This window comes from Streptomyces sp. NPDC046308, from assembly GCF_055588065.1.
This window is the reverse complement of sequence record NZ_JBVJFB010000009.1, coordinates 263,654-285,539: the sequence shown is the minus strand read 5'-3', so window position 1 is coordinate 285,539 and position 21,886 is coordinate 263,654. Positions and strand designations below refer to the sequence as shown.

The window sequence follows — 21,886 nt, the reverse complement described above, 5'->3', positions numbered from 1 at the left end:
GCCTGGGGTGGGAGGTCCGCCCGGGAGCCCTTCGCACGTCGACCGGGCGGCCCTCCTCCGACGGCCTTCAGTGGTACGGCGGCCCGATCACCGGCCGGCCGACCTGCTCGGCCGGCCAGGCGGCGCCGGCTGATAATGACGATCAGCCGCAAGGGCGGCTCGTGTCGACTGGGGGAGAGTCATGCGCGTAGGGGTGTATCTCGCACATCCGCGGCCGGGAAGCTTCAATCACGCGCTGTTCGACGCGGTGGTGGAGGAGTTGCACGGGCGGGGGTGCCAGGTGGTGGCGCACGATCTGTGCGCCGAGGGATTCGCGCCGTCCCTCTCCGCCGGGGAGACGGAGACGGTCCGGGCGGCGGCACCGGCCCGTGACGCGCAGGTGGCGCTTCACCGGGCCGAGGTGGGCACGCTCGACGCCCTGGTGTTCGTCCACCCGAACTGGTGGGGCATGCCACCGGCCGTCCTGGCCGGCTGGGTGCAGCGCGTACTGGCACCCGGCGTCGCCTACAAGCTGGGCACCGCGAACGGGGAGCCCGCGGGGCTCCTGAAGGCCGGCCGGGCGCTCGTCCTGAACACGTCCGACACTCCGGCCTATCGCGAGGAGTCCGAGTTCGGCGACCCGCTGCACAGCATCTGGTCGGCATGCGTCCTGCCGTACGTGGGAGTCGCCGACGTGCGCCGCGTCGTCTTCCGTACCGTCACCGACTCGGCCGACGGGGAACGTGCGGCGTGGCTCGCCGAGGCACGTCGGCAGGCCGCCGCACTGCTGGCCTGAACCGTGATGGACGGGGCGCCGCGCGCGTTCGCGTCTGCACCGACCTGCGCCACGGCCTCCTGACGGTCCGGAGGCGGTGGCGAAGATATTGCCGAATGCGGCCACGCTGGCCGGAAATCTTCGGCCAATTTGGTGACGAGCGCACTGATGTTTCATCATCGTGACAGCACGTCAGCTCTTGGCGTGCGTCGAGGAGCCGGGGGCACCGGGGGGGTCCCCCGTTCACACCGGTCGAAGCCGCAGGCGAGGTCTCTTCGTCGCCGTGCGCCGCCGGGGCTCCCGTCCCATTTCCGTCACCAAGGCAAAGGCCCATGTCCGCCCAGCAACTCTCGGACCTCATACGTTTCGCCCGTCACAACTCTCCCTTCTACCGGGACCTCTACGCGTCCCTGCCGCCGCACGCCGACCGCCTCACCGACCTGCCGGTGGTCGACCAGCAGGAGTTCTGGGCGGCCAACACGCTGCACGACAGCCGCGTGTTGACCGGTCCGCTCAGCGAGGCCACGGTCTACAAGACCGGCGGCACCACCGGGTCCCCCAAGTTCTCCGTCTACACCCGCGACGAGTGGCGCACCTTCGTCACCGCCTTCGGCCAGGGACTGGTGGACGCGGGCCTGCGCCCGGGACACCGCGTCGCCGACCTCTTCTACGCGGGGGAGCTGTACGCCAGCTTCCTCTTCGTCCTCGACTCGCTCGCCCACGCGCCCGTGGACAACGTCCGCCTGCCCATCGGCGGCGGCGCGCCGCCGGAGACGACGATCCCCACCCTGCGCGATCTCGCCGCCCAGGTACTGACCGGCACGCCCACCACCCTGTGCCGGCTGGCCGAGCAGGTCGTCTCGTCCGGTGTCCGGCTCGACTCCGTCGAGCTGCTGCTCTTCGGCGGCGAGGCGCTCTTCGACGACCAGCGGCGCCTGCTGGCCACCGCGTTCCCGCGCGCCGAGGCCCGTTCCGTCGGATACGCGAGCGTCGACGCCGGCCTGCTCGGCCGCCCCGTCCCCGGTGCCGACGCCCGGGTGCACCGGGCCTTCACCCCGTACTCGGTCGTCGAGATCCTCGACGACTCCACCGACGAGCCCATCACCGAACCGGGGCGGCCCGGCCGCGTCGTCGTGACCAGCCTCTTCCGCCGTCTGATGCCGATCATCCGCTACCCCGCCGGCGACCGCGCCGAGTGGACCGGCACCGGCCCCGGGCACTTCCGGATCCTCGGGCGCGCCGAGGAGGGTGTACGGGTCGGACCCGTCTCCCTCTACACCCAGGACGCCCAGGACGCCGTGACCGCGGCCGACACCGCGGGGCGGGTGGTCGGCACACAGCTCGTCGTCCGCCGCTGGGACGGCCGCGACGGGCTCGTCCTGCGCCTGGCGACGGCCCCCGGCGACCCCGACCACGGCCGGGAGGAACTGGCCGGGGCCGTCGTCGCCGAGCTGGAGAGCGTACGGCCGCTGTATCCGGACAGTGTGCGCGCCGGGTTCGTGCACCCGCTCTCCGTGGAGTGGGCGCGCCACCGCGACCTCGCCGTCAACCCGCGCTCGGGCAAGCTCGTCCGGGTCCTCGACGAGAGGCCGACCGCATGACCGCCGCCTCCTGCACCCCCGCGACCGCGCCCCCGGGCCGGCGCGCGCCGCTGATCCTGCGCAACCGTGCCTTCGCCGCCGTCTGGCTCGGCCAGGTCCTCACCCAGGCCGCGGTGCGCATGTTCCAGGTCGGCGTGTCCTGGTGGATCGTCGCCTACGCCGTCCGCGACGCCCGCGGTCTGGCCTCCGGCCTGTTCATGGCCCTCTGCACACTGCCCGCCGTGGTGCTCGCTCCTGTCGTGGCCCGGACGGTGGCCGGATTCGCCCACCGTTCGGTGCTGCGGTCCGCCGCCGCATTGGCCGCGGCCACCGCGGGCGTCCTCGCGGTGTGGGCGCAGGGTGGCGGACCGCCGCTCGCCGGGGTGTACGCCGCCGCGCTCGCCCTGGCCACCTGCCAGGCGTTCTTCGACCCCTGCCTGACCACCTCGGTGCCCGAGCTCGTCGACGACGCCGACATCGAGACGGCCACCGGCTTCGAGCTGTCCACGCAGTCACTCGCGGGTCTCGGCGGAGCGCTGCTCGGCGCCCTGACGGTCGACCAGGCCGGTGTGGCCGGGCTGGCCGCGGGCTGCGCGGCCGCCTACGCCGGCGCCGCCCTCCTCGTCGCGAGCGCCCGTTTCCGCGGGCCGGCGTCGTCCACGGCCCCCTCGGACGAGCCGCCGGCGCGGCGCCCGCTGGGCCGCATCCTGGGTGAACTGCTCTACGTACGGCGGATCCTGGTCTGCTTCACCGCGGCGAACCTCTTCACCGCCGCCGTGTTCGTCGTCATCCCCCTCTACACCCGCTCGGTCCTGCACGGCGGTGGCGGCACGGTCGCCCTGCTCGAGGCCTCGCTGGGCGCGGGCGCCCTCGTCGGCGCCTTCACCGGCACCCGCGTGCCCGGGCGGCCCACGGTCGCCGGCGCCTGGTCCCTGGGCCTGATGTCCCTCGCGCTGGCGCTGCCGGGCCTGTTCGACGACCGTCCGGTCGTCGCGGGCTGCCTGGCCGTGGCCGGCTGGTGCGCCGGGGCCGTCAGCGTCCGCTTCGTGGCCCTGTTCCAGCGGCTGGTGCCCACCGCCGACAAGCCGGGCTTCTTCGCCGTGATGCAGGCCGTTCTGGGCGCCTCCCTGCCGGTGGCGTCCCTGGTGTTCGGCTTCGCGGGCGACCTGTTCTCCCCGCAGACCCTGTGCCTGGTGCAGGGGGTCGGCCTGCTGCCCGCGGCCTGCGCGCTGGCCCTGCTGGGGTCCCGTACGCCCGAACCCGAGCCCTCGGGGGCGCCGGGAGTCCTAGGAGGCGCCCGGTGAACCCCGTCGTCACCCCGGCCGTCCGCGCGGACATCGCCGAGCTGCGCCAGCTCTACTACGCGGTCTACGGGCCGCACTACCCCGTGGCCCTCGGCACCGACCCGGCCGAGATGGCCCGGCTCATCGAGGACCCGTGCTCCCTGTGGCTCGTCGGCCGCTGCCCCGACACCGGGGCCCTGACGTCGTCGGCCGCCATCCACGGTGAGCCGGGCAGCCGCATCGGCCGTCTGGAGGGCATCGCCGTCCACCCCGAGCACCGCTCGGCGGGCCTGGCCGCCACCCTGACCGAGGCACTGTGCGCAGGGATGCTCGACACGGGGCGGCTGGACTCGGTGTACGCGACCGTACGCACCGTCAGTTCCGGTCCGCAGCGCGTGGTCGCGCGCAACGGCTTCCGTCCGCTGGGCATCCTGCCCAACGCGGTGGATCTCCGCAGCCGCGAAACCCTCGCACTCTACGCGCGTCACTGCGCGGGGGTGCTCGACCGCCGGATCCCCGTCACCGAAGTGCCCGCCCCGCTACTGCCGTTGCTGCGCACCGCCGAGGCCGCCCTCGGCATCCGCTACCCCGGGGTCCGCGCGGCCGCCGGCCCGCTGCCGGAGCCCGCGCCGCACGGGGCCGCCGAGCGGCTGGAGATGATCGAGGCGCCGGCCTTCGTCCGCCGCCGCTTCCGCGAGCGGTTCCCCTGCGCCCAGGGCTGGTTCTACCCGCTGCACACCCCGAACGTGCTGCTCACCCCGGAAGACGGCCGGTTCGAGGTCTACGCCTACCTCAACCGTGCCGGCGGCTACGCCTCCCTGCTGACCGCCCACCCCGACCCGGCCGCCGCGGCCGCGTACCTCGAACCCGTCACCCGGGCCCTGGCCCGTGCGGGTGCCGGCTACGTCGAGGCCCTGGTGCCGCTCGCGCACGGGGAGGCCCTGTCCGCCTTCCTCGCCCAGGGGTTCGTCGCCGGGGCCCTCTACCCGGCGATGCGCGCGGACGGCGACGGCTTCCACGACTACGCCGTGCTGTCCCGTTCCAGCGAGCGGATCGACTTCCGCGGCGTCGCCGTCGAACCGCCCCTCCAGCCCTATCTGGACTGCTACACGTCGGCCTGGGCGTCGACCCATCTGCCCACATCATCCGAGGTCGCCTCATGAATCCCACGAATCCCACGGATCCCGTGACTCCCACGTATCCGGTGCACGCCACGCACCACCCGAACCCCCATCTCGCACCGGTCTCCGTACCCGACCCGGCCCTGCTGCCCCACGTACAGCGGCTGTGCGACCTGACCGATCCGTACGCCTTCGGGCCCGCCGAGGACGAACTGTTCGCCGCCGCCATGGGCGAGGCCAACGCCTGGCACCGCGAGCGCTCCCCGTTCTTCCGCTCCCTGTACGAGGCCACTCCCCCCGCCGAGCCGTACCGCACGCCGCTCGTCCACGCGAACTTCTTCAAGCGCCACGAGGTGATCTCCATCCCGCGCGAGGACGTCGAGCTGCACCTGACCTCCTCCGGTACCACGGGCCAGAAGTCGCAGATGTTCTTCGACCAGTGGACCATCCGCTCCGCCCAGCGCATGGTCGCCCGGATCTTCGAGCGCAACGGCTGGATCACCCCCGACCAGGAGGTCAACTACCTCCTCTACAGCTACGAGCCGGCCCCGTCCCTGAAGCTGGGGACCGCGTTCACCGACAACTACCTGTGCGACTTCGCCCCGGCCCGCAGCGTGGCGTACGCCCTGCGCAACACCGGCGCCGACCACGAGTTCGACCCGTTCGGCTGCATCGCCGCGCTGCGCCGCTTCGAGCGCGAGGACGCCCCGGTCCGCATCCTCGGCTTCCCGGCCTTCCTCTTCTTCACGCTGGAACGGATGCGGGCCATGGGGCTGCCTCCGTTGCGGCTGCCCGAGGGCTCCCTCGTCGTCCTCGGCGGCGGCTGGAAGGGACACGCCGACCGGCGCATCTCCAAGGAGGAGCTGTACGCCCGCGTCACCGAGCAGCTGGGCGTTCCGGGTGAGCGGATCCGGGACACCTTCGGGTCGGTGGAGCACTGCGTCCCGTACATCGAGTGCGACCACCACCGGCTGCACGCCCCCGTCTGGTCCCGGGTGACGATCCGGTCCACGCGCACGCTCGAGCCGCTGCCCTACGGGGAGCCGGGCTACCTGCACCTCGTGTCGCCGTACATCACCTCGGTGCCGGCGCAGAGCGTGCTCATGGGCGACCTCGCCTCCCTCCGGCCGGGCGACGCCTGCGGGTGCGAGCTGAAGACCCCCTGGTTCACCGTGCACGGCCGTGCCGGGGTGAGCCGCAACCGCAGCTGCGCGGTGGCCGCAGCCGAACTGATGAAGGGCATGGCGTGAGCGTGACGCAGACCGGGACCGCGTACGAGCAGCACGGCGACGGCGCCGCGCACCACTACTGGCAGGGCGCCTTCGTCGGCGACGAGGAGGCCGGGCGCCTCCTCGCCGGTCTGCCGGCCGCCGTGGAGGCCGCGCTGGCCGAGGGGCTGGAGACCGAGACGGTGCTGGCCGCCTGCGACGCCCTCTCCGGCGCGCTGTGCGACCCCGCCCACCCGGTCCACGCCCGGCTCGCCCCGCACCTGCCGGAAGGCGAGGACCCGGCCGTCCTGGTCGAGCTGGGTGTCTTCCTCGGCCGGCGGGAGCTGACCCGCAAGCTGCGCCGGGAGCTCGGCAGCGCGGCTCCCGGCCGGCTGAACCGGGCAGATCCGCGCGAGACGGTCTACGAGGCCTGGGCGCCCGTCGGCCTCGTCGCGCACATCGCCCCGGGCAACGCCTCGACGGTGGCGCCGCTCAGCATCGTCGAGGGCCTGCTCGCCGGGAATGTCAACGTCCTCAAGACCAGCAGCGCCGACACCCTCCTCACCCAGCACCTGATGGCCGAGCTCGCGGCCCTGGACCCGAGCGGTGCGCTGGCCGCGCGGATTATCGTGCTGCGCTTCCCGTCGTCCCGGCAGGAGTGGCTGCGCCTGATGTGCGCGCCCGCGGACGCCGTCGCCGTGTGGGGCGGGGAGGGCGCCGTCGAGGGCGTGGCCGCCCATGTGCCGGCCGGCTGCCGGCTGGTGGAGTGGGGGCACCGGATCTCCTTCGCGTATCTGACGGCCGACGTCTGGTCGGACGCCGGGACGCTCGACGCCCTCGCGGACGACGTGTGTCTGCACGAGCAGCAGGCGTGTTCCAGCCCCCAGGTGGTCTACCTCGACACCGAGGACGAGGGCGAGGTGTTCGCGTTCGCCGAACGCTTCGCCGCCGTGCTCGCCGCCCGCCCGCCGGCCGCGACCGCCTCCCCGGCGGGCGGGCCGGATCCCGCCGAGGAGGCCGAGCTGACCACCACCGAGCTGATGGCGCGGCTGGAGGAACACCTGGGTCTGACGAGGGTGTTCGCCGCGCCCGACGGTTCGTGGCGGGTCATGGCCGACACCCGCTCCCCCCTCACCGCCTCGCCGCTGCACCGCAGCGTGTGGGTCAAACCGCTGCCCCGCAAGCGGCTGATCGCCACCCTGCGCCCCATGCGCCGCTACCTGCAGACCGCGGGCCTCGCGGGCAGCCCGGCCGACGTCGCCGAGCTCTCCCGCACCGCCCTCGCGGCGGGCGTCACCCGTGTCACACCCGTCGGCGCCATGCTGGCCAGCTACGCGGGTGAGCCGCACGACGGCGTCTACGCCCTGCAGCGCTACAGCCGCCGCGTCGCGGTCCAGGCCGATCCGGTCCGCTTCGCCACCACGGCCTGCCTGGACGACCTGGCCCGGCCCGTCGTCCTGCCGCGGCCCGCGGGCCCGCTGCTGGGCAAGGAGGACGTGCGGGAGCCGGGCTCGCGGGTGGCGCGGGCCGATGCCGAGCTGTACTTCCGCAGCGGCGGCAGCACCGGTGCGCCCGCACTGTCGATCTTCAGTTACGACGACTACGACACCCAGATGCACGCCGCCGCCCGGGGCCTGCTGGCCGCCGGCTACGACCCGGTCGGGGACCGCACCGCCAACCTCTTCTACTGCGGCGCCATGTACGGCAGTTTCATCAGCTTCTTCTCCGTCCTGGAACGGCTCGGCGGGGTGCAACTGCCGCTGTCCGCGGGGCCGGACCACCGGGCGACGGCTCAGGCGCTGATCGACCTCGGGGCCGACACCCTCTTCGGGATGCCCTCCTATCTGTGGCAGCTGCTGCACGCGGAGGCGGACGCGCTGCGTGCGTACGGCGGGCTGCGCAAGGTCTTCTACGGCGGCGAGCACTTCACCGAGGAGCAACAGCGCACGCTGAAGGAGACGTTCGGGATCGAGGCCGTCCGCTCCATCACCTATGGGAGCACCGACCTCGGGCCGCTGGGCTACCAGTGCACCGAGAGCTCCGGCGGTGTCCACCACCTGCACGCCGACCTCCACATGATGGAGATCCTGGACCAGGCCGAGGACCGGCCGGTGCGCCCGGGCGAGACGGGCCGGCTGGTCTTCACCACGCACGCCCGGCACGGCCAGCACCTGGGCCGGTACGTGATCGGCGACCTCGGCCGGGAGGTGCCGGGCCGCTGCCCGTGCGGCCGGCACGCGCCGCGCTTCGAGCTGCGCGGGCGCACCGGTGACGTGATGCGGGTGGCGACGTACTTCCTGAACCACCGCCGCTTCCTGGACCTGGCGGAGGAACGGGGCGGGCACCGTGGCGAGTTGCAGATCCGGCTCGACGCCGCGGACGCGCGCGAGCGGCTGACCGTACGGGTGGAGCGGGCCGGGGCGACGGACGCGGAGCGGCTTCGGGAGGTGTTCCTGGCCGGCTACCCGGAGCTCCGCTCGGCGGTGACGGAGCGGCTGCTGGACCTGGTGGTCGAGGCGGTGGACGGTGCCTCGCTGGACCGGAGCCCGACCAGCGGCAAGCTCCTCGCGGTGGTGGACGCGCGCCACCGGGCGGTCGCGTAGTCCATCGCCGGACCTGCGCCGTCGGCCCCGGTCCGCGCACCGGGGCCGACGGCGCGGTTCGGCAACAGCTGTGAGTTTCAGGACTGTTCATCCCCACGTGACAGTGGTCTATACCTTTAACACTAGGGTGGGTCATCTGAAACACGCACATGCACAGCCGTGGGGGGCTTTGTGACCTTTCCTCATCTTCCGCAACCACCGTCCGACGAAGAGCTCTACTGGTACTTCGGACCCCAACGCCGCTGGGTCCTGATCACCACCTCGCTGGCCTTCGTGTTCACGGCGGCGACCATGTTCACCTTCGCCCTGCGCACACCCGCCCTGTGGGCCTTCCTCGCCGTCCTCGGCCTCAACCTCGTGGCCCTGGCGCTCTCTTCCGTCAACAGCCTGCGCCAGCGCCGGCTCACCCGGCAGTCGCACGAAGTGCTCGTCCACGCCTGGCGGCCCGCCGCCCTGCCCGACGTCGATCTGTACCTGCCGACCTGCGGCGAGCCGCTCCCCGTCCTGGACAACGCCTACCGCGCGGTGGCCGCCGTCGACTGGCCGGACGACGCGCTGAACGTCTGGGTGCTGGACGACGCCGACCGGCCCGAAGTCGCCGCGCTGGCCGCCTCGTACGGCTACGCGTACGTGGTGCGCCCCGACCGCGGGCACCTGAAGAAGGCCGGCAACCTCAACCACGCGCTCACCCTGAGCGGCGCCGAGTTCATCGCGATCCTCGACGCGGACTTCGCGCCCAGGCCGGACTTCCTGCGCCACCTCGTCCCGTACCTGGCCGACCCCGCCGTCGGCATCGTGCAGAGCCCGCAGTGCTTCGACACCGACGAGACCATGGGCTGGATCCAACGCGCCGCCGGCTCCGCCCAGGAGTGGTTCTTCCGGTGGATCCAGCCGTCCCGGGACGCGAGCGACGCCGCCATCTGCTGCGGCAGCAACGCCGTCTACCGGCGCAGCGCGATCGATCTGGCCGGCGGTTTCGCCCGGCTCGACCACAGCGAGGACCTCTACACCGGACTCGCCCTCCACGAGCAGGGGTTCCGCACCCTGTACGTACCGGTGCTCGTCGCCAAGGGCACCTCGCCCGACCACGTCACCTCCTTCGTCAACCAGCAGTACCGGTGGGCGATGGGCAACCTCCACCTGCTCGGCACGCCCGTACTGGGGCGGATGCGCGCCCCCTGGCGGATGCGGCTGTGCTTCTACGAGGGGATCGTCGGTTACCTGACCACGGCGGTGAACACCTTCGCGGCGCCGTTGCCGCCGCTGGTGATGATGTTCTGGTACCCGGACCACATCCGGCCCTGGCACGTGCTGCCGCTGCTCGCCCCGCTGTGGCTGTGGCACGTCCTGCTGCCGCGGATCAGCCGGACCCGCTGGCGGGTCGAGGTGATCCGGGCGAACGTCCTGACGAGCGTCGCGGCCGCGACGGCGTTCCTGCACACGCTGCGGGGCCGCAGCGCCGCCTGGGTGCCCACCGGCACGCGGAGTGCGGGGGCTCCCGGCGGGATGGCCCGGCGGGTGGTGGCCGTCTCGCTGGCCTGGCTCGTCCTCTCCAACGGCGCGGCCGTCGCCGGACTCGCTCTGGCCGTGGCCCACAACGGCTGGGAGCCCAACTGGGGGCTGCTCCTCTACCTCCTGGTGCAGTGCCAGATCAACGTCCCGCTGATCCGGGACCTGCTGGCCGAGCTGTACCCGGCCGCCGGACCGCTGCGCGCCCGCGTACGGGCCGCCCTGCGCCCCCGTACCGGCATGCTGCCCCGCCGCTGGCCCGAGACCGTCGCCGCCTCCGCGGTGCTCCTGCTCACCGGCCTGCTGGCCTCGGGGTGGGTCGACCCGATGCTTCCCTGGCTGAGCTGAAAGGCGCCGTCACCATGTCCTTCCTCCTCACACCCGGCCGGCGGGGCCCCGCCGCGCCGCCGTCCGGATCGCGTTCCGGCGCCGAGTCCGGCCCCAGCCCGCACCGGTCCGCCTTCCGGCCCGACATCGAGGGGCTGCGCGCGGTCGCCGTCCTCGCGGTCCTCGCCTTCCACGCCGGGATTCCGTGGGCGACCGGCGGTTTCGTCGGCGTGGACGTCTTCTTCGTCATCTCCGGCTACCTGATCACCGGCCTGCTGGTCCGCGAGGCGATCACCACCGGCCGGATCCGGCTCGGCGACTTCTTCTCCCGGCGGGCCCGACGGCTGCTGCCCTCGGCCGCCGTGGTGCTCGGCGCGGTGGCGGTGGCCGGCGCATGGCTGACCGTACCGCTGCGCCGCACCGACGTGGAGCACGACGTCGTCGCGGCGGCGCTGTCCGTCGCCAACTGGAGGTTCGTGTCGCAGCGGACCGACTACCTCGCCGCCGGGCACGACCAGAGCCCGCTGCTCCACTTCTGGTCCCTCGCCGTCGAGGAGCAGTTCTACCTGTTCTGGGCCCCGATGCTGGCGGTGCTCGTGCTCTGCGCGGCCCGGGCGGTCCGCCGGGGCCGGGCCGTCCGCTACGTCGTGGTGCTGGTCGCCGCGCCGCTGACCCTCGCGTCGTTCGCCCTGTCCCTGTACTGGACCCGACACTCCGTGTCCCTCGCGTACCTCGCAACGCCCTCGCGCGTCTGGCAGTTCGGGGTGGGTGCGCTGCTCGCGCTGCTGCCCTGGCACCTGATGCGCGGTCCGCGACCGCTGCGGCTGCTGTGCGGCTGGGCCGGGGCCGCGGCGATCGGCTGGTGCGTGGTGTCGTACGACGCCGCCACCCCCTACCCCGGCTACGCGGCGCTCGTGCCGACCCTGGCCACCGCCGCCGTGATCCTCGCCGCGATCCCGGGCCGGGGCGAGCGCAACGCGCCGGGGGTCCACGAGGTCGGACGGCTGCTGGCGGGGCGGGCGCCCCGTGCCGTGGGGCGGCTCTCGTACAACCTGTACCTGTGGCACTGGCCGGTGCTCGTGCTCGCCGAGGCCCGGACCGGCCCGCTCGGCTGGCCCGCGAAGACCGCGCTGACACTGGCGGCCGTACTGCCCGCGCTCGCCACCCTGCGCTGGGTCGAGCAGCCGCTGCGCCGCAGCCGTACGGTCTCCGAACTCCCCCGCCGCGGCCTGTCGGTGGGCGTCACGGCCATCGTGCTGCCGGTCGCCCTCGCCCTGGTGGTGGGGACCACGACGCTGCACCTGCTGGGCCCGGCCGCCCCGGTGGACCCGAAGGGGCTGCCGCCGGGCGCCGCCTCGGGCCCCACTCTCCTCGCCCGGACGTCCGGTACCCCGCTCGTGGACGGTCCGGTGGTGCCGAGCCCGGTGCAGGCGCGCGCGGACTTCCCGCCGGACGGGGCCTGCGAGGTCGCCCCGGCCGAAACCCGCAGCCCGGACTGCCTGTTCGGTGCGGTGGACAGCCCGGACCGGATCGTGCTGCTCGGCGACTCGCACGCGGGGCAGTGGTTCTCCCCGATGCTGGCGCTGGCCGCCGGGCGGGGCTGGGCGTTGCAGGAGCTGGTGAAGCAGGGCTGCCCGCTGCCGGAGCTGACGGTGGACAGCCCCCAGCTCGGCCGGGCCTACCGGGAGTGCGACACGTGGCGGGCCGACACCCTGGAGAGGCTGCGGCAGCAGCCGAAGCCGCGGCTCATCGTGATCGCCTCCCTCAACCGCTACACCGCCGACGCGGGGCTGCTGGCCGAGGGCTGGGAGAGAACGCTGCGGCAGCTCAGGGCGCTGGGGGCGCCCATCGTCTACGTCGAGGACACTCCCGTACCCGGTACGGACGTCCCGGCGTGTGTCTCGGGCCGTCCCGAGTCGGCAGGCGCCTGCGCGTTCAGCCGGGCGCGGGCCCTGCGCCCCGATCCGCTGGCGGCGCGGATCGCATCCGGTGCGCTGCCCGGCGTACGGAGCGTCGGCGTGAACGCGGTCCTGTGCCCGGGCAACGGGCCGACCTGCCCGGCCGTGCTCGACCGGATCCTGCTCTACCGGGACGACGCGCACCTGACCAATGTGGCGGCCGTCGTCCTGACCAACCGGCTGGAGCGGCTGCTCACGCAGGCCGGGGTCCTGCCCGCCGCGGGCACGGCCGCGGCCGCGGGGCCGGCCGGCGCGGACGGGTGGAGGCAGCTGCTGCGGGACGACTTCGACGGCCCGGCGGGCAGTCCTCCGTCGGCCGCCCACTGGATCCACGACCTCGGCACCTGTTATCCGGGCTGCCCGGCCCCGCGGTGGGGCACGGGCGAGGTCGAGACCATGACGGACTCGACCGACAACGTCCGCCTCGACGGGAAGGGCGCGCTGGAGATCGTCCCCACCCGCAGTGACGGGCAGTGGAGTTCGGGGCGCATCGAGACGCGCCGCTCCGACTTCGCGCCGCCGCCCGGCGGGATCCTGCGCATCGAGGCGTCGATCGCCCTTCCGGAAGTGACGGGCGAGAAGGCGGCGGGGTACTGGCCGGCGTTCTGGACCCTGGGGGCACCGCTGCGCGACGGCTACACGGGCTGGCCGGGGGTCGGTGAGCTCGACGTCATGGAGTCCGTGAACGGGCGCGACACCGTCTTCGGCACGATGCACTGCGGGGTCCTCGAAGGCGGCCCGTGCGAGGAGCCGGTCGGGCTGGGTTCGGGGCCGCAGCCGTGCCCCGGCTGCCGGAGCGCGTTCCACTCGTACGCCGTCGAGGTCGATCTCGCTCCCGGCGCGGAGGAGGTGCGCTGGTATCTGGACGGCCGTGTGTACCACCGGGTGACGGCCGCCCGGATGGACGGCGGGACGTGGCAGCGGGCCGTGGACCACGGGCTGTTCCTGATCCTCAACGTGGCCGTCGGTGGCGACCTCCCGCGCGCCGACGGCGGGACCGTCGGGCCGGCCACCGAACCGGGCCACGCGATGCGCGTCGACCACGTCACGGTGTCGGCCCGGGAGAGGGCCGGCTAGGCCCGTGCCGGTGCCCCGCCCGCTGGTCGGCGGGCGGGGCACCGTGCGGGGGCGGCGGGGCCGCTGCGGCGGAGCGTCAGAAGGCGAAGACGGCGTTGCCGTTGAGGGTCGCGTTCATGACGCAGCTGTTGGAGAAGGTGTGCTTCCAGGTGACGCGGCTGCCCTGCCACACGCCGTCCGCCGTCACGGTGACCGGGGCGTAGTGCATGGGACACGCCCGGTCCGGGTCCGGGGAGGCGAGCAGGTGGTCGAGCGACCCGCCGGTGGAGTTGAGGGCCGCGCAGGCGGAGCCCGGGTCGGGGTGGGTGCCCAGGGCGGTCGGCGCGCAGCTGAGGGTGGACGCCCGGACGACGGTGGACGCGTCGTCGTCGCCCTGCGCGATGGTGAACACCATGGCGGACGGGGCGTACAGGCTGGCGGGCTGAGCCGCCGCGATTCCGGTGGCTCCGATCAGGCTGAGGACTGCAGCGGCGGAGGCAGCTGCGATGCGGTGACGCACGACGGGACTCACCTTTCGATTCGAAGGTTGAACGCGATATTTACTTTCGATCGCGTCCTGGTGAGTCCAGACTGTCCGACATGCGGCCGCACCGCATGTCCATGACCGATTTACGGACAGAGCGTGCCCATACGCGCGACCGAATGGTCGTTCGGCCAGCTCAGAGGGGGCGCGTCGGCGCCCCGGCCGGCCAGGAGCGGGAGCGGCGGCGGGCACGACGTGCACCCTTGCCCCCGCTGACCTGCCGCCGGCCGCGCGCGGTTCACCCGACAGCCACGCAGCTTGTCCGGATCCGCACCCTCAGCGCGCCGACACGCACATGGCTCGCCCCTGGGTTCCTAGCGGGTCGGGTAGTCCGTGTACCCGCGGGCGTCGCCCCCGAAGAAGGTGGCCGGGTCAGGGGTGTTGTACGGGCCTTCGGTGCGCAGGCGGTCCGGCAGGTCCGGGTTGGCCAGGAAGAGGGCGCCGAAGGCCAGGACGTCGGCGGTGCCGTCCTCGATCAGGGTGAGGGCCCGGTGGTCGGTGGGCCCCTCGGTCGCCGGGTTCAGGACGAGCAGCCCGGAGAACTGCTCGCGCAGGGCGAGGGTGGTCGCACGGGCCTCGGGGGCGTGCTCCAGGACGTGCAGGTAGGCCAGGCCGAGCCCGTCGATCTCCTTGACCAGAGCCTCGTAGGCGGGCTGCGGGTCGGGCTCGGAGATGTCGTTGTACGTGTTGCCGGGCGAGATGCGCAGAGCCGTCCGCTCGGCGCCGATCGCGGCGGCGACGGCCTTGACCACCTCCACCGCGAAGCGGATGCGGTTCTCGACCGGGCCGCCCCACTCGTCGGTGCGCAGGTTCGTGCCGGGGGCCAGGAACTGGTGGATCAGGTAACCGTTGGCCCCGTGCAGCTCCACCCCGTCGAAGCCGGCCTCCACCGCGTTGCGGGCGGCCTCGGCGTAGGCGGCGACGGTCGCGCGCACCTCGGCTCCGGTCAGCTCGTGCGGGGTCACGAAGTCCTTCATGCCCTCACCGGTGAACAGCTGCCCCCGGGCGGCGACGGCCGACGGGGCCACCGGGACGAGACCGTCGGGCAGCAGCGACGGGTGGCCGATCCGGCCGGAGTGCATCAGCTGGGCGAAGATCCGGCCGCCGGCCGCGTGCACGGAGTCGGTGACCTCACGCCAGGCCGCGACCTGCTCGGCGCTGTGCAGGCCGGGGGTGAAGGGGTAGCCCTGGCCGACGACGGAGGGCTGGATCCCCTCGCTGATGATCAGACCGGCCGAGGCGCGCTGGGTGTAGTACTCGGCGACGAGGGCGGTCGCGATGCCGCCCTCGGCCGCGCGGCTGCGTGTCATCGGCGCCAGGGCGATCCGGTTGGAGAGGGTGGAGCCGGCGATGCGCACCGGTTCGAAAGCGCTGGTCATATGTGCCTCACTGAGATAATTGGTCGGCCAAGCATCGACTTCGGGATGCAGCGTACCCCATTACTTGGTCGGCCAAGGTAAAATCTGGAGGGAGGGTAAGATCCACCCTCGGGACCCCCACAGGCCCCCCACGGGACCGCCATCGGGACCCGCCGCACCCGACCCAGGAGGAGCGCCGCCATGGCCGCGGAAGCCGCTCAGGAACCGCGCACCGCCCGGCAGTGCCCGGCGGCGCCCAGCGCCGTGCTGGACGGGCCGGTGAGCCATGCGATCAGCCGGGTCGCCCGCCTCCACCGGATCGCGGCCGGCCGCGCCCTGCGCGACCTGGGCCTGCACCCGGGACAGGAGTTCCTGATGATGCATCTGTGGGACAGCGGGGCCGTGCGCCAGTCCGAGCTCATCAAGGCGGTCGGCCTCGACCCGTCCACCGTGACCAAGATGCTCCAGCGCCTCGAACAGTCCGGCCACGTACGGCGCCGTCCCGACCCGTCGGACCGGCGCGCCTCCCTCGTCGAGGCGACGGACGCCAGTTGCGGGCTCCTGGTGGAGGTCCGCAGGGCTTGGGGCGAGCTGGAACACCAGACCCTGGAAGGCCTGGAGGACGCCGAACGCACCGAACTGGCGCGCCTGCTGGGCAAGGTGGAGTCCTCCCTGTGCGCCGAGCTCACCCGGAGCGCCGCCGAGTGCGAGGCGACGCACAAGGGGACGGGCGCCTGCTAGAGCGTTTCCGGGCGGTGGCAGACTCGGCCCATGCCCGAGGAACACACCGACGCAGGACCGGAGGAACCGCTGCGCGCGTACGCGGAGTTCTATCCCGACGTCGTCCGGGCCGGATCCCTGCGGGACGCGCTGCAGGCGGCAGCGGACCGTACGGGTCCCGGACTCACGATCGAACTGATGCCACCGCCGCGCCGGCGGTACGTGGTCGCGCGCGCCCGGAGCGGCGACCGGTCCGTGATCGTCTCGATGACCCTCGGCCGGCGCAGTTTCGCCGTCAACTGCCGCGACGACGGGGCCCGGACGGCCCACGGCGGCACCACGGACCTGTCCGAGGCCGCCGGCGCGACGCGGTCCTGGCTGCGAGGGCAGGACGTGCCCGGACTCGTCGCCCGTTGGCCCTTCCTCGGATCCGGCGAGCCCTCAGGCGCCGATGACCCCGGCGACGCGGTGTCCGTCAGGTGGCGGCAGCTGCGTACGTCGGCTGCCTCCCCGCCGTACGCATCGCTGTACGAGCTCGTCGAAGCCGCCTTCGCCGAACCGCGCCTGCGGGCCCTGGCCCCGCGCACCAGCCACGACTGGCTCCGCTTCAGCCGTCGCGCCACCGCTCCCCTGTGTACCGACCTTCCGATGGTCCGGGCGACCGGGAACGGCCGCTACCGCGTACGGACGTCCGAGGGACTGCTGCACGACACCACGGGCACGGCCCGGACCATTGCCCTCATCCTCGACCACCTGCCCGGCGACGACCGGCCACTCAGCACGTAGGGAATGCGCATGACCCGGACCCCGACCTCACAAGACGTCACCCTGCCCCAGCCCTTCGGAGAGGCGTTCTCGCGCGACCCACACGCGGTCTACGCGGGCCTGCGCGCCGAAGGGTCGGTGCACAGGGTGGCACTGCCCGACGGTTCACCGGTGTGGCTGGTGACCCACGAGGCGGACGTGCGCGCGGGATTGACCGACCAGCGCCTGTCGGTCAACAAGAGGCATTCGTCGACGGGATTCAGCGGCTTCTCGCTCCCGCCCGCGCTCGACCGCAATCTGCTCAACATCGACCCGGACGACCACCTGCGCCTTCGCCGGCTGGTCGCGCAGGGGTTCACCCCGCGGCACGTCGAATCGCTCCGCGCCGGCATCGGGGCAGCCGTCGACGCCCTGGTCGCGCGGCTCACCGCGGAGATCGCGAGCGACGGCGAGACCGATCTGGTCGCCGGCTTCGCCAAACCGCTGCCGGTTCGGGTCATCGCCGCCCTGCTCGACATCCCGGCCGCCGACCAGGAGCGCTTCTCCGGCTGGGTCGCGACCATGCTGAGCCCGCGCTCCCGCGAGGCGCTCGTCGAGGCCCTCGGCGAGATCCACCGGTTCCTCGTGGACCTCGTGGCCCTGCGGCGCGCGGCCCCCGGCGACGACATGCTGTCGAGCCTGATCGCGGCGCGCGACGAGGAGGACCGGCTCACCGAGGACGAGCTTGTCTCGCTCGCCTTCCTGATCCTCGGGGCCGCCGGCGAGAACGTCCAGCACGTCATCAGCGCCGGCGCGCTCACGCTCCTCGAGCACCCGGAGCAGCTGGCCGAGCTGCGGGCCCGGCCCGCGCGCATGGCGGACGCGGTCGAGGAACTCCTGCGGTACACCTGCCCCAACCAGACCGCGATCCGCCGCTTCCCCACCGAAGCCGTCGAGATCGGCGGCGTACGGATACCGGCCGGGGACACGGTCCTGTTCGCCCTGGCCTCCGCACACCGGGACCCGGCCCGCTACCCGGACCCCGACCGGTTCGACATCGACCGCGCCGACAAGGCCCACCTCGCCCGCGGCCACGGCATGCACTACTGCCTCGGAGCCCCGCTGGCCCGGCTCCAGCTCACCCTGGCCCTCGGCGCGCTCGTCGAACGGCTCCCGAACCTCAGGCTCGCCCGGCCCGGGGACCCGCTCCGCTGGAACAGCACCTTCCGATTCCGCGCCCTGCAGGACCTGCCGGTCACCACCCTCCCCTGACCGCGACCAGGGGCGGCCGGGTGTGGCCCGGGCGGCGGCCCGGGTCCAGCGCCGCCCGACCGGCCACGCCCGGCATGCCCGCCTGCGGTGATCGCCGTAACGTGTGTCCCGTGCGCCACACCACCGCGGCCGCGGCCGTGACGGCCACACTGTGCGTGGCCGCGCTGGCCTGCTCCACCCAGGCCGGTGCACCGCGCCTCCAGGCCCGGCCGGCCGAGCCGCCGGCCCGTCTCTCCGCGCGGGTCACGGCCGTACCGGCGGAGAAGCTGGGCGCCTCCTACCACGAGGGCTGCCCGGTCCCGCCCGAGCGGCTGAGACTGATCCGGATGAACCACTGGGGTTTCGACGGCCGGACCCACACGGGCGAGATGGTCGTCCACGAGGACGCCGTCCGCCCCGTCGTGCACGTCTTCCAGCGGGCGTTCGACGCCCGGTTCCCGATCCGCAGGATGCGGGTCATGGCCGAGTACCGCGACGACTCCGAGGCCATGGCCGACGACAACACGTCCGCCTTCAACTGTCGCCCGGTCACCGGCGATCCCCGGCGCCTGTCGCAGCACGCCTGGGGCGACGCGGTGGACATCAACCCCGTCGAGAACCCGTACGTCGACGTCCACGGCGTCGTCCACCCGCCGCAGGCGCGCCCGCACCTGCGGCGCTCCCTGACCCGCCCGGGCCAGATCCACCCGGGCGACGCCGTCACGGCGGCGTTCCGCGAGGCCGGCTGGCGCTGGGGCGGCCGCTGGGCCAACCGGGACTACCAGCACTTCTCCGCCAACGGCGAGTGAGCGAGGTGCGCGGGCCGGCTGTCAGTCCCGGCCGAACCAGTGGTCGGCGAGGGAGGTCAGTTTCCCGTCCGACGGCGCACCCAGTTCCCGCAGGTACCAGGACAGGTTGCTGTACACGTGCAGCAGTGCGTAGGCGAGCAGTTCGGCCGGCTCGAACCCGGGGCCCGGTCCCGTGCCGGGGCCGGATCCGGTGCCGTAGGACGCCAGGAGCCCGCGCAGCAGGTGGCGGTCGGCGCGGGTGACGAACAGTCCGACGCCGACGAAGTCGTACGCCCGGTGACCGATCATGGCGGGCTCGAAGTCGAAGATTCCGGTCAGCCGCCAGCCGTCGGGGTCCACCAGGAGGTGCTGCCGCATCACCTCGGTGTGCAGCAGGGCGCGCCGGGGCTCGCGCGGGAGCGGGACGGAGGCGAGGAAGTCGGGGATCTGTTCCAGCCACGCGTCGGCCAGTCCGTGGCCGCGCTGCTGTTCCACGGCCCCCTCCCGCTGACGGTCGAGGAAGGCGCCCCAGTCTCCGGGGCCGAGGACGTCCGCGAGCGGTTCGGGGTCCAGGGCGTGCAGGACCGCCAGCGCCTCGCCGACCTCGGCCACCAGCCGTTCCCGATCGGCTTGCGGTATCCGCGGCCAGGCGTGCGCCAGGCTCTCGCCGCCGAGCCTGGACATCAGGACATAGCCCCAGCCGTTCTCGTAGGTGCCGGACTCCCGGACGCGCGGTGTCGCCACCGGCAGCCGTCCCTGCACGTGGGCGAGCACCCGTCCTTCGGCGACGCCGTCCCGGGCCGCGGCGGCCGGGAAGAGCTTCAGGACGTGTTCGTCACCGACCGCGTAGACCGGTTGGGAACCGTCCGGGAAGCGGACGAGGGGCGCGCCGCCCAGCCCCAGGCGGCGGCAGAGGTCCTCCGCGCCCGGCCGCATGATCGTTTCGTCGGGGACGACCGCGTCCCACTCCTCGTCCGTTTCCACCAGGGGCAGCATGATCGGCAAGGTAGACGGCCGGAACGGCTCCCACAAGCGGGTTTCCTGCTCGGCGAACACCCGAACCCCACCAGGTTTGCGCTGGTGGAAATCGGTGAGACGCCTGGTGCGCCGCGTTCCGTTGGACCCGCAGTCGTGCACGTACCGCGCGCCCGACACGGGCAAGGGGCGGCAAGGGAGATGGGAGACCCTCATGATCGTGCTCGGAATCATCCTCCTGATCGTCGGGTGGCTGCTCGGCATCTCGATCCTCTGGACGATCGGCATCATCCTGCTCGTCATCGGCGCCATCCTGTGGATCCTCGGGGCCGTCGGACACGAGGTCGGCGGAAGGCGCCATTACTGGTAGGGCTTCGGGCCCGTCCGTAATCCGTTCATCCATAGCGTCGGCCGACCGCACGTCAACGCGTGCGTTCGGCCGACGCCGACGTCTCACCGCAGGGCGCAGGAACGTCCCACCGCAGGGGTGAAAGCGGCGCGTACAGGTCCGCTGGGCGTGCGGAGGCCGCTTAGAGTCGCAATTTGAGCCGGTTCGTCCTATTTCGGGGATGTGCATGCGTCGCCTCACTGTTGCCCTCTCGCTGCTCACCGCCCTTTCCTGCGGCTCCCTCCTGGGCCCTCAGGCCGTCTCGGCGGCCGTCTCCGGGAGCGGTCCGGGGGGCGGCGGCAGCCGGGGGACGAACATCCTGATCGTCGGCATCGACAGCCGGGCCGGCCTCTCCGCCGCCGAGAAGAACCGGCTCCACGTGGGCGGCCAGGCGTGCAACTGCACGGACGTCATGATGCTCGTACACCTCTCGGGGAACCGGCAGCGGGCGAGCGTGGTCTCCATCCCGCGCGACTCCTACGTCGAATACGCCGGCGACACCACCACCGCCCGCAGCGGCAAGATCAACGGCGCGTACAAGCTCGGCGGCGGGGCCCTCACGGTGGCTACCGTCGAGAAGGCCACCGGCCTCCACGTCGACCACTACCTGGAGACCGATTTCCGCGGCTTCGAGCGGACGATCGACAACCTCGGCGGCGCGACCGTGTGCACGGACCGGCCGCTCACGGACGAGAACTCCGGCCTCGACATCGGCGCCGGCCGCCACCACACCAACGGCAACGAAACACTGCGCTACGTCCGGGCCCGGCACGTCAACCTGCGGCCCGGCGACCTCGGCCGCGTCCGCCGCCAGCAGCGCGTGGTCAACGACCTGCTGGCCCGCCTCACCGTGGAAGGCGCCCTGGCCAGTCCCCTGCGCACGGCGCGGACCGTGCACACACTGCTGAAGACCGTACGCACCGACGCCCGGACCGGGCCGGGCGACCTGATCCGCATCGCGTGGGCGCTCGGCCGCCTCCGGGCGGACCGGACCGAGTTCGCGACCGTCCCCATCCGGCTCTTCGACCACCGCGTACCGGGGGTGGGCTCCAGCCTGGTGTGGGACGAGGCCCGCTCCGCCGCGTTGTGGGCGGCCCTGGGCGCGGACCGCCCCATCACGGGCGACTCCCGCATCCAGCCCGTCGCGCAGACCCCGGCGCCGGCCGATCCCGCCGGGATCGCGGTCCGCGTGGACGACGCCGCCGTCGCCGCGGCCCTGCGCCGCAACGGGTTCGCCGTCGTCGACACCTCGTCGTCCGCACCGGCCGAACGCCCCGACGGTCCCCCGGTCATCCGGTTCACCGCCGGCCAGGAGGAGAAGGCGGCCACCCTCGCGGCCGCGCTGCCCGGCTCCCGCCTGGAGCCCCGACCGGATCACGGCGCGGTCTTCGACGTCGCCGTGGGCACGCGGCCCGTCGTGGTGAAGACCGTCACCTACGACCGCAACACCGCCGATGGCGCCCCCGTGACCGCCGACCGCCTCCGCTGCGCCGACGGGCCCGCGCCCGGGGCGGCCGGGGCGGCCTCCGATCGGCCGTAGGAGCGGGCGGCCGGGGGGCGGGGCGGAGCCGCCAGGGCGACGATGAGGAGTGTGGACGAAGCGCAGCCGCGGCACGCACCGGGCGGGTGGCCGCAGGAGCTGACCGTGGCCCCCTTCGCGTCCGTGGACGGCGGTGGCGCCTGCCGCTGTCCGAGGCACCCCTCGGGGACCGGGGCCTC

General features: G+C 73.4%; 17 protein-coding genes. 14 read left to right on the top strand and 3 right to left on the bottom strand.

Annotation, left to right across the window (positions count from 1 at the left end; genetic code table 11):
- Positions 1 to 181 precede the first annotated feature (181 nt).
- The 8 genes from ACZ6JT_RS31100 to ACZ6JT_RS31065 all read left to right on the top strand — a co-directional run bounded on the left by ACZ6JT_RS31100 (position 182) and on the right by ACZ6JT_RS31065 (position 13,420).
- On the top strand, positions 182 to 775 hold the full coding sequence (locus tag ACZ6JT_RS31100; protein ID WP_469214867.1) for an NAD(P)H-dependent oxidoreductase: 594 nt from the start codon (positions 182 to 184) through the stop codon (positions 773 to 775).
- A gap of 311 nt (positions 776 to 1,086) precedes the next feature.
- Entirely contained in the window at positions 1,087 to 2,355 is a 1,269-nt protein-coding gene (locus ACZ6JT_RS31095; RefSeq protein ID WP_469214865.1) for a phenylacetate--CoA ligase family protein, read from the top strand.
- Positions 2,352 to 3,638: an MFS transporter gene (locus ACZ6JT_RS31090; protein WP_469214863.1), complete on the top strand. Its 1,287-nt coding sequence runs from the start codon at positions 2,352 to 2,354 to the stop codon at positions 3,636 to 3,638. The genes ACZ6JT_RS31095 and ACZ6JT_RS31090 overlap by 4 nt, the downstream gene beginning before the upstream one ends.
- Positions 3,635 to 4,780 carry a GNAT family N-acetyltransferase gene (locus tag ACZ6JT_RS31085; protein ID WP_469214862.1) on the top strand — a complete coding sequence of 382 codons (1,146 nt, stop codon included), beginning with the start codon at positions 3,635 to 3,637 and terminating at the stop codon, positions 4,778 to 4,780. The genes ACZ6JT_RS31090 and ACZ6JT_RS31085 overlap by 4 nt, the downstream gene beginning before the upstream one ends.
- Positions 4,777 to 5,988 carry a LuxE/PaaK family acyltransferase gene (locus ACZ6JT_RS31080; RefSeq protein WP_469214861.1) on the top strand — a complete coding sequence of 404 codons (1,212 nt, stop codon included), beginning with the start codon at positions 4,777 to 4,779 and terminating at the stop codon, positions 5,986 to 5,988. Before ACZ6JT_RS31085 ends, ACZ6JT_RS31080 begins: the two co-directional genes overlap by 4 nt.
- Entirely contained in the window at positions 5,985 to 8,549 is a 2,565-nt protein-coding gene (locus ACZ6JT_RS31075; RefSeq protein WP_469214859.1) for an acyl-CoA reductase, read from the top strand. The genes ACZ6JT_RS31080 and ACZ6JT_RS31075 overlap by 4 nt, the downstream gene beginning before the upstream one ends.
- A gap of 171 nt (positions 8,550 to 8,720) precedes the next feature.
- Complete coding sequence (locus ACZ6JT_RS31070) at positions 8,721 to 10,406, top strand: glycosyltransferase family 2 protein (RefSeq protein ID WP_469214858.1); 1,686 nt, start codon at positions 8,721 to 8,723, stop codon at positions 10,404 to 10,406.
- Between the two features lie 14 nt (positions 10,407 to 10,420).
- Positions 10,421 to 13,420 carry an SGNH hydrolase domain-containing protein gene (locus ACZ6JT_RS31065; RefSeq protein ID WP_469214856.1) on the top strand — a complete coding sequence of 1,000 codons (3,000 nt, stop codon included), beginning with the start codon at positions 10,421 to 10,423 and terminating at the stop codon, positions 13,418 to 13,420.
- Between the two features lie 76 nt (positions 13,421 to 13,496).
- On the opposite strand, the gene ACZ6JT_RS31060 is transcribed toward ACZ6JT_RS31065, so the two are convergent.
- Both ACZ6JT_RS31060 and ACZ6JT_RS31055 read right to left on the bottom strand, forming a co-directional pair.
- Positions 13,497 to 13,919 (bottom strand): subtilase-type protease inhibitor, encoded by a 423-nt coding sequence (locus tag ACZ6JT_RS31060; RefSeq protein ID WP_362857145.1) that lies wholly within the window; start codon positions 13,917 to 13,919, stop codon positions 13,497 to 13,499.
- Positions 13,920 to 14,257: 338 nt separating this feature from the next.
- Positions 14,258 to 15,322 (bottom strand): alkene reductase, encoded by a 1,065-nt coding sequence (locus tag ACZ6JT_RS31055; protein WP_469214853.1) that lies wholly within the window; start codon positions 15,320 to 15,322, stop codon positions 14,258 to 14,260.
- Positions 15,323 to 15,502: 180 nt separating this feature from the next.
- Between ACZ6JT_RS31055 and ACZ6JT_RS31050 the strand changes: the two genes are divergently transcribed.
- The 4 genes from ACZ6JT_RS31050 to ACZ6JT_RS31035 all read left to right on the top strand — a co-directional run bounded on the left by ACZ6JT_RS31050 (position 15,503) and on the right by ACZ6JT_RS31035 (position 18,825).
- A complete protein-coding gene (locus tag ACZ6JT_RS31050; protein WP_469214851.1) occupies positions 15,503 to 16,042 on the top strand; it encodes a MarR family winged helix-turn-helix transcriptional regulator in 540 nt (179 codons plus the stop codon).
- Between the two features lie 30 nt (positions 16,043 to 16,072).
- Positions 16,073 to 16,807 carry a DUF6193 family natural product biosynthesis protein gene (locus tag ACZ6JT_RS31045; protein WP_469214849.1) on the top strand — a complete coding sequence of 245 codons (735 nt, stop codon included), beginning with the start codon at positions 16,073 to 16,075 and terminating at the stop codon, positions 16,805 to 16,807.
- 9 nt (positions 16,808 to 16,816) lie between these two features.
- Positions 16,817 to 18,037, top strand: coding sequence for a cytochrome P450 family protein (locus ACZ6JT_RS31040; RefSeq protein WP_469214847.1), 1,221 nt, complete (start codon positions 16,817 to 16,819; stop codon positions 18,035 to 18,037).
- A gap of 110 nt (positions 18,038 to 18,147) precedes the next feature.
- A complete protein-coding gene (locus ACZ6JT_RS31035; protein ID WP_469214845.1) occupies positions 18,148 to 18,825 on the top strand; it encodes a M15 family metallopeptidase in 678 nt (225 codons plus the stop codon).
- A gap of 21 nt (positions 18,826 to 18,846) precedes the next feature.
- On the opposite strand, the gene ACZ6JT_RS31030 is transcribed toward ACZ6JT_RS31035, so the two are convergent.
- Entirely contained in the window at positions 18,847 to 19,800 is a 954-nt protein-coding gene (locus tag ACZ6JT_RS31030; RefSeq protein ID WP_469214843.1) for a phosphotransferase family protein, read from the bottom strand.
- A 193-nt stretch (positions 19,801 to 19,993) separates the two neighbouring features.
- Here ACZ6JT_RS31030 and ACZ6JT_RS31025 point away from each other — a divergent pair, with 193 nt between their 5' ends.
- Together ACZ6JT_RS31025 and ACZ6JT_RS31020 are read left to right on the top strand one after the other, a co-directional pair.
- Positions 19,994 to 20,149 (top strand): DUF6131 family protein, encoded by a 156-nt coding sequence (locus tag ACZ6JT_RS31025; protein ID WP_469214841.1) that lies wholly within the window; start codon positions 19,994 to 19,996, stop codon positions 20,147 to 20,149.
- A gap of 205 nt (positions 20,150 to 20,354) precedes the next feature.
- Entirely contained in the window at positions 20,355 to 21,707 is a 1,353-nt protein-coding gene (locus tag ACZ6JT_RS31020) for an LCP family protein (protein ID WP_469214839.1), read from the top strand.
- Positions 21,708 to 21,886 lie beyond the last annotated feature (179 nt).

Bases quoted from the DNA above. Each gene is read 5' to 3' on its own strand.
- ACZ6JT_RS31055 (WP_469214853.1), bottom strand. From the start codon at position 15,322: ATGACCAGCGCTTTCGAACCGGTGCGCATCGCCGGCTCCACCCTCTCC.
- ACZ6JT_RS31030 (WP_469214843.1), bottom strand. From the start codon at position 19,800: ATGCTGCCCCTGGTGGAAACGGACGAGGAGTGGGACGCGGTCGTCCCC.
- ACZ6JT_RS31025 (WP_469214841.1), top strand. From the start codon at position 19,994: ATGATCGTGCTCGGAATCATCCTCCTGATCGTCGGGTGGCTGCTCGGC.
- ACZ6JT_RS31045 (WP_469214849.1), top strand. From the start codon at position 16,073: ATGCCCGAGGAACACACCGACGCAGGACCGGAGGAACCGCTGCGCGCG.
- ACZ6JT_RS31065 (WP_469214856.1), top strand. From the start codon at position 10,421: ATGTCCTTCCTCCTCACACCCGGCCGGCGGGGCCCCGCCGCGCCGCCG.
- ACZ6JT_RS31020 (WP_469214839.1), top strand. From the start codon at position 20,355: ATGCGTCGCCTCACTGTTGCCCTCTCGCTGCTCACCGCCCTTTCCTGC.
- ACZ6JT_RS31050 (WP_469214851.1), top strand. From the start codon at position 15,503: ATGGCCGCGGAAGCCGCTCAGGAACCGCGCACCGCCCGGCAGTGCCCG.
- ACZ6JT_RS31080 (WP_469214861.1), top strand. From the start codon at position 4,777: ATGAATCCCACGAATCCCACGGATCCCGTGACTCCCACGTATCCGGTG.
- ACZ6JT_RS31040 (WP_469214847.1), top strand. From the start codon at position 16,817: ATGACCCGGACCCCGACCTCACAAGACGTCACCCTGCCCCAGCCCTTC.
- ACZ6JT_RS31090 (WP_469214863.1), top strand. From the start codon at position 2,352: ATGACCGCCGCCTCCTGCACCCCCGCGACCGCGCCCCCGGGCCGGCGC.
- ACZ6JT_RS31095 (WP_469214865.1), top strand. From the start codon at position 1,087: ATGTCCGCCCAGCAACTCTCGGACCTCATACGTTTCGCCCGTCACAAC.
- ACZ6JT_RS31100 (WP_469214867.1), top strand. From the start codon at position 182: ATGCGCGTAGGGGTGTATCTCGCACATCCGCGGCCGGGAAGCTTCAAT.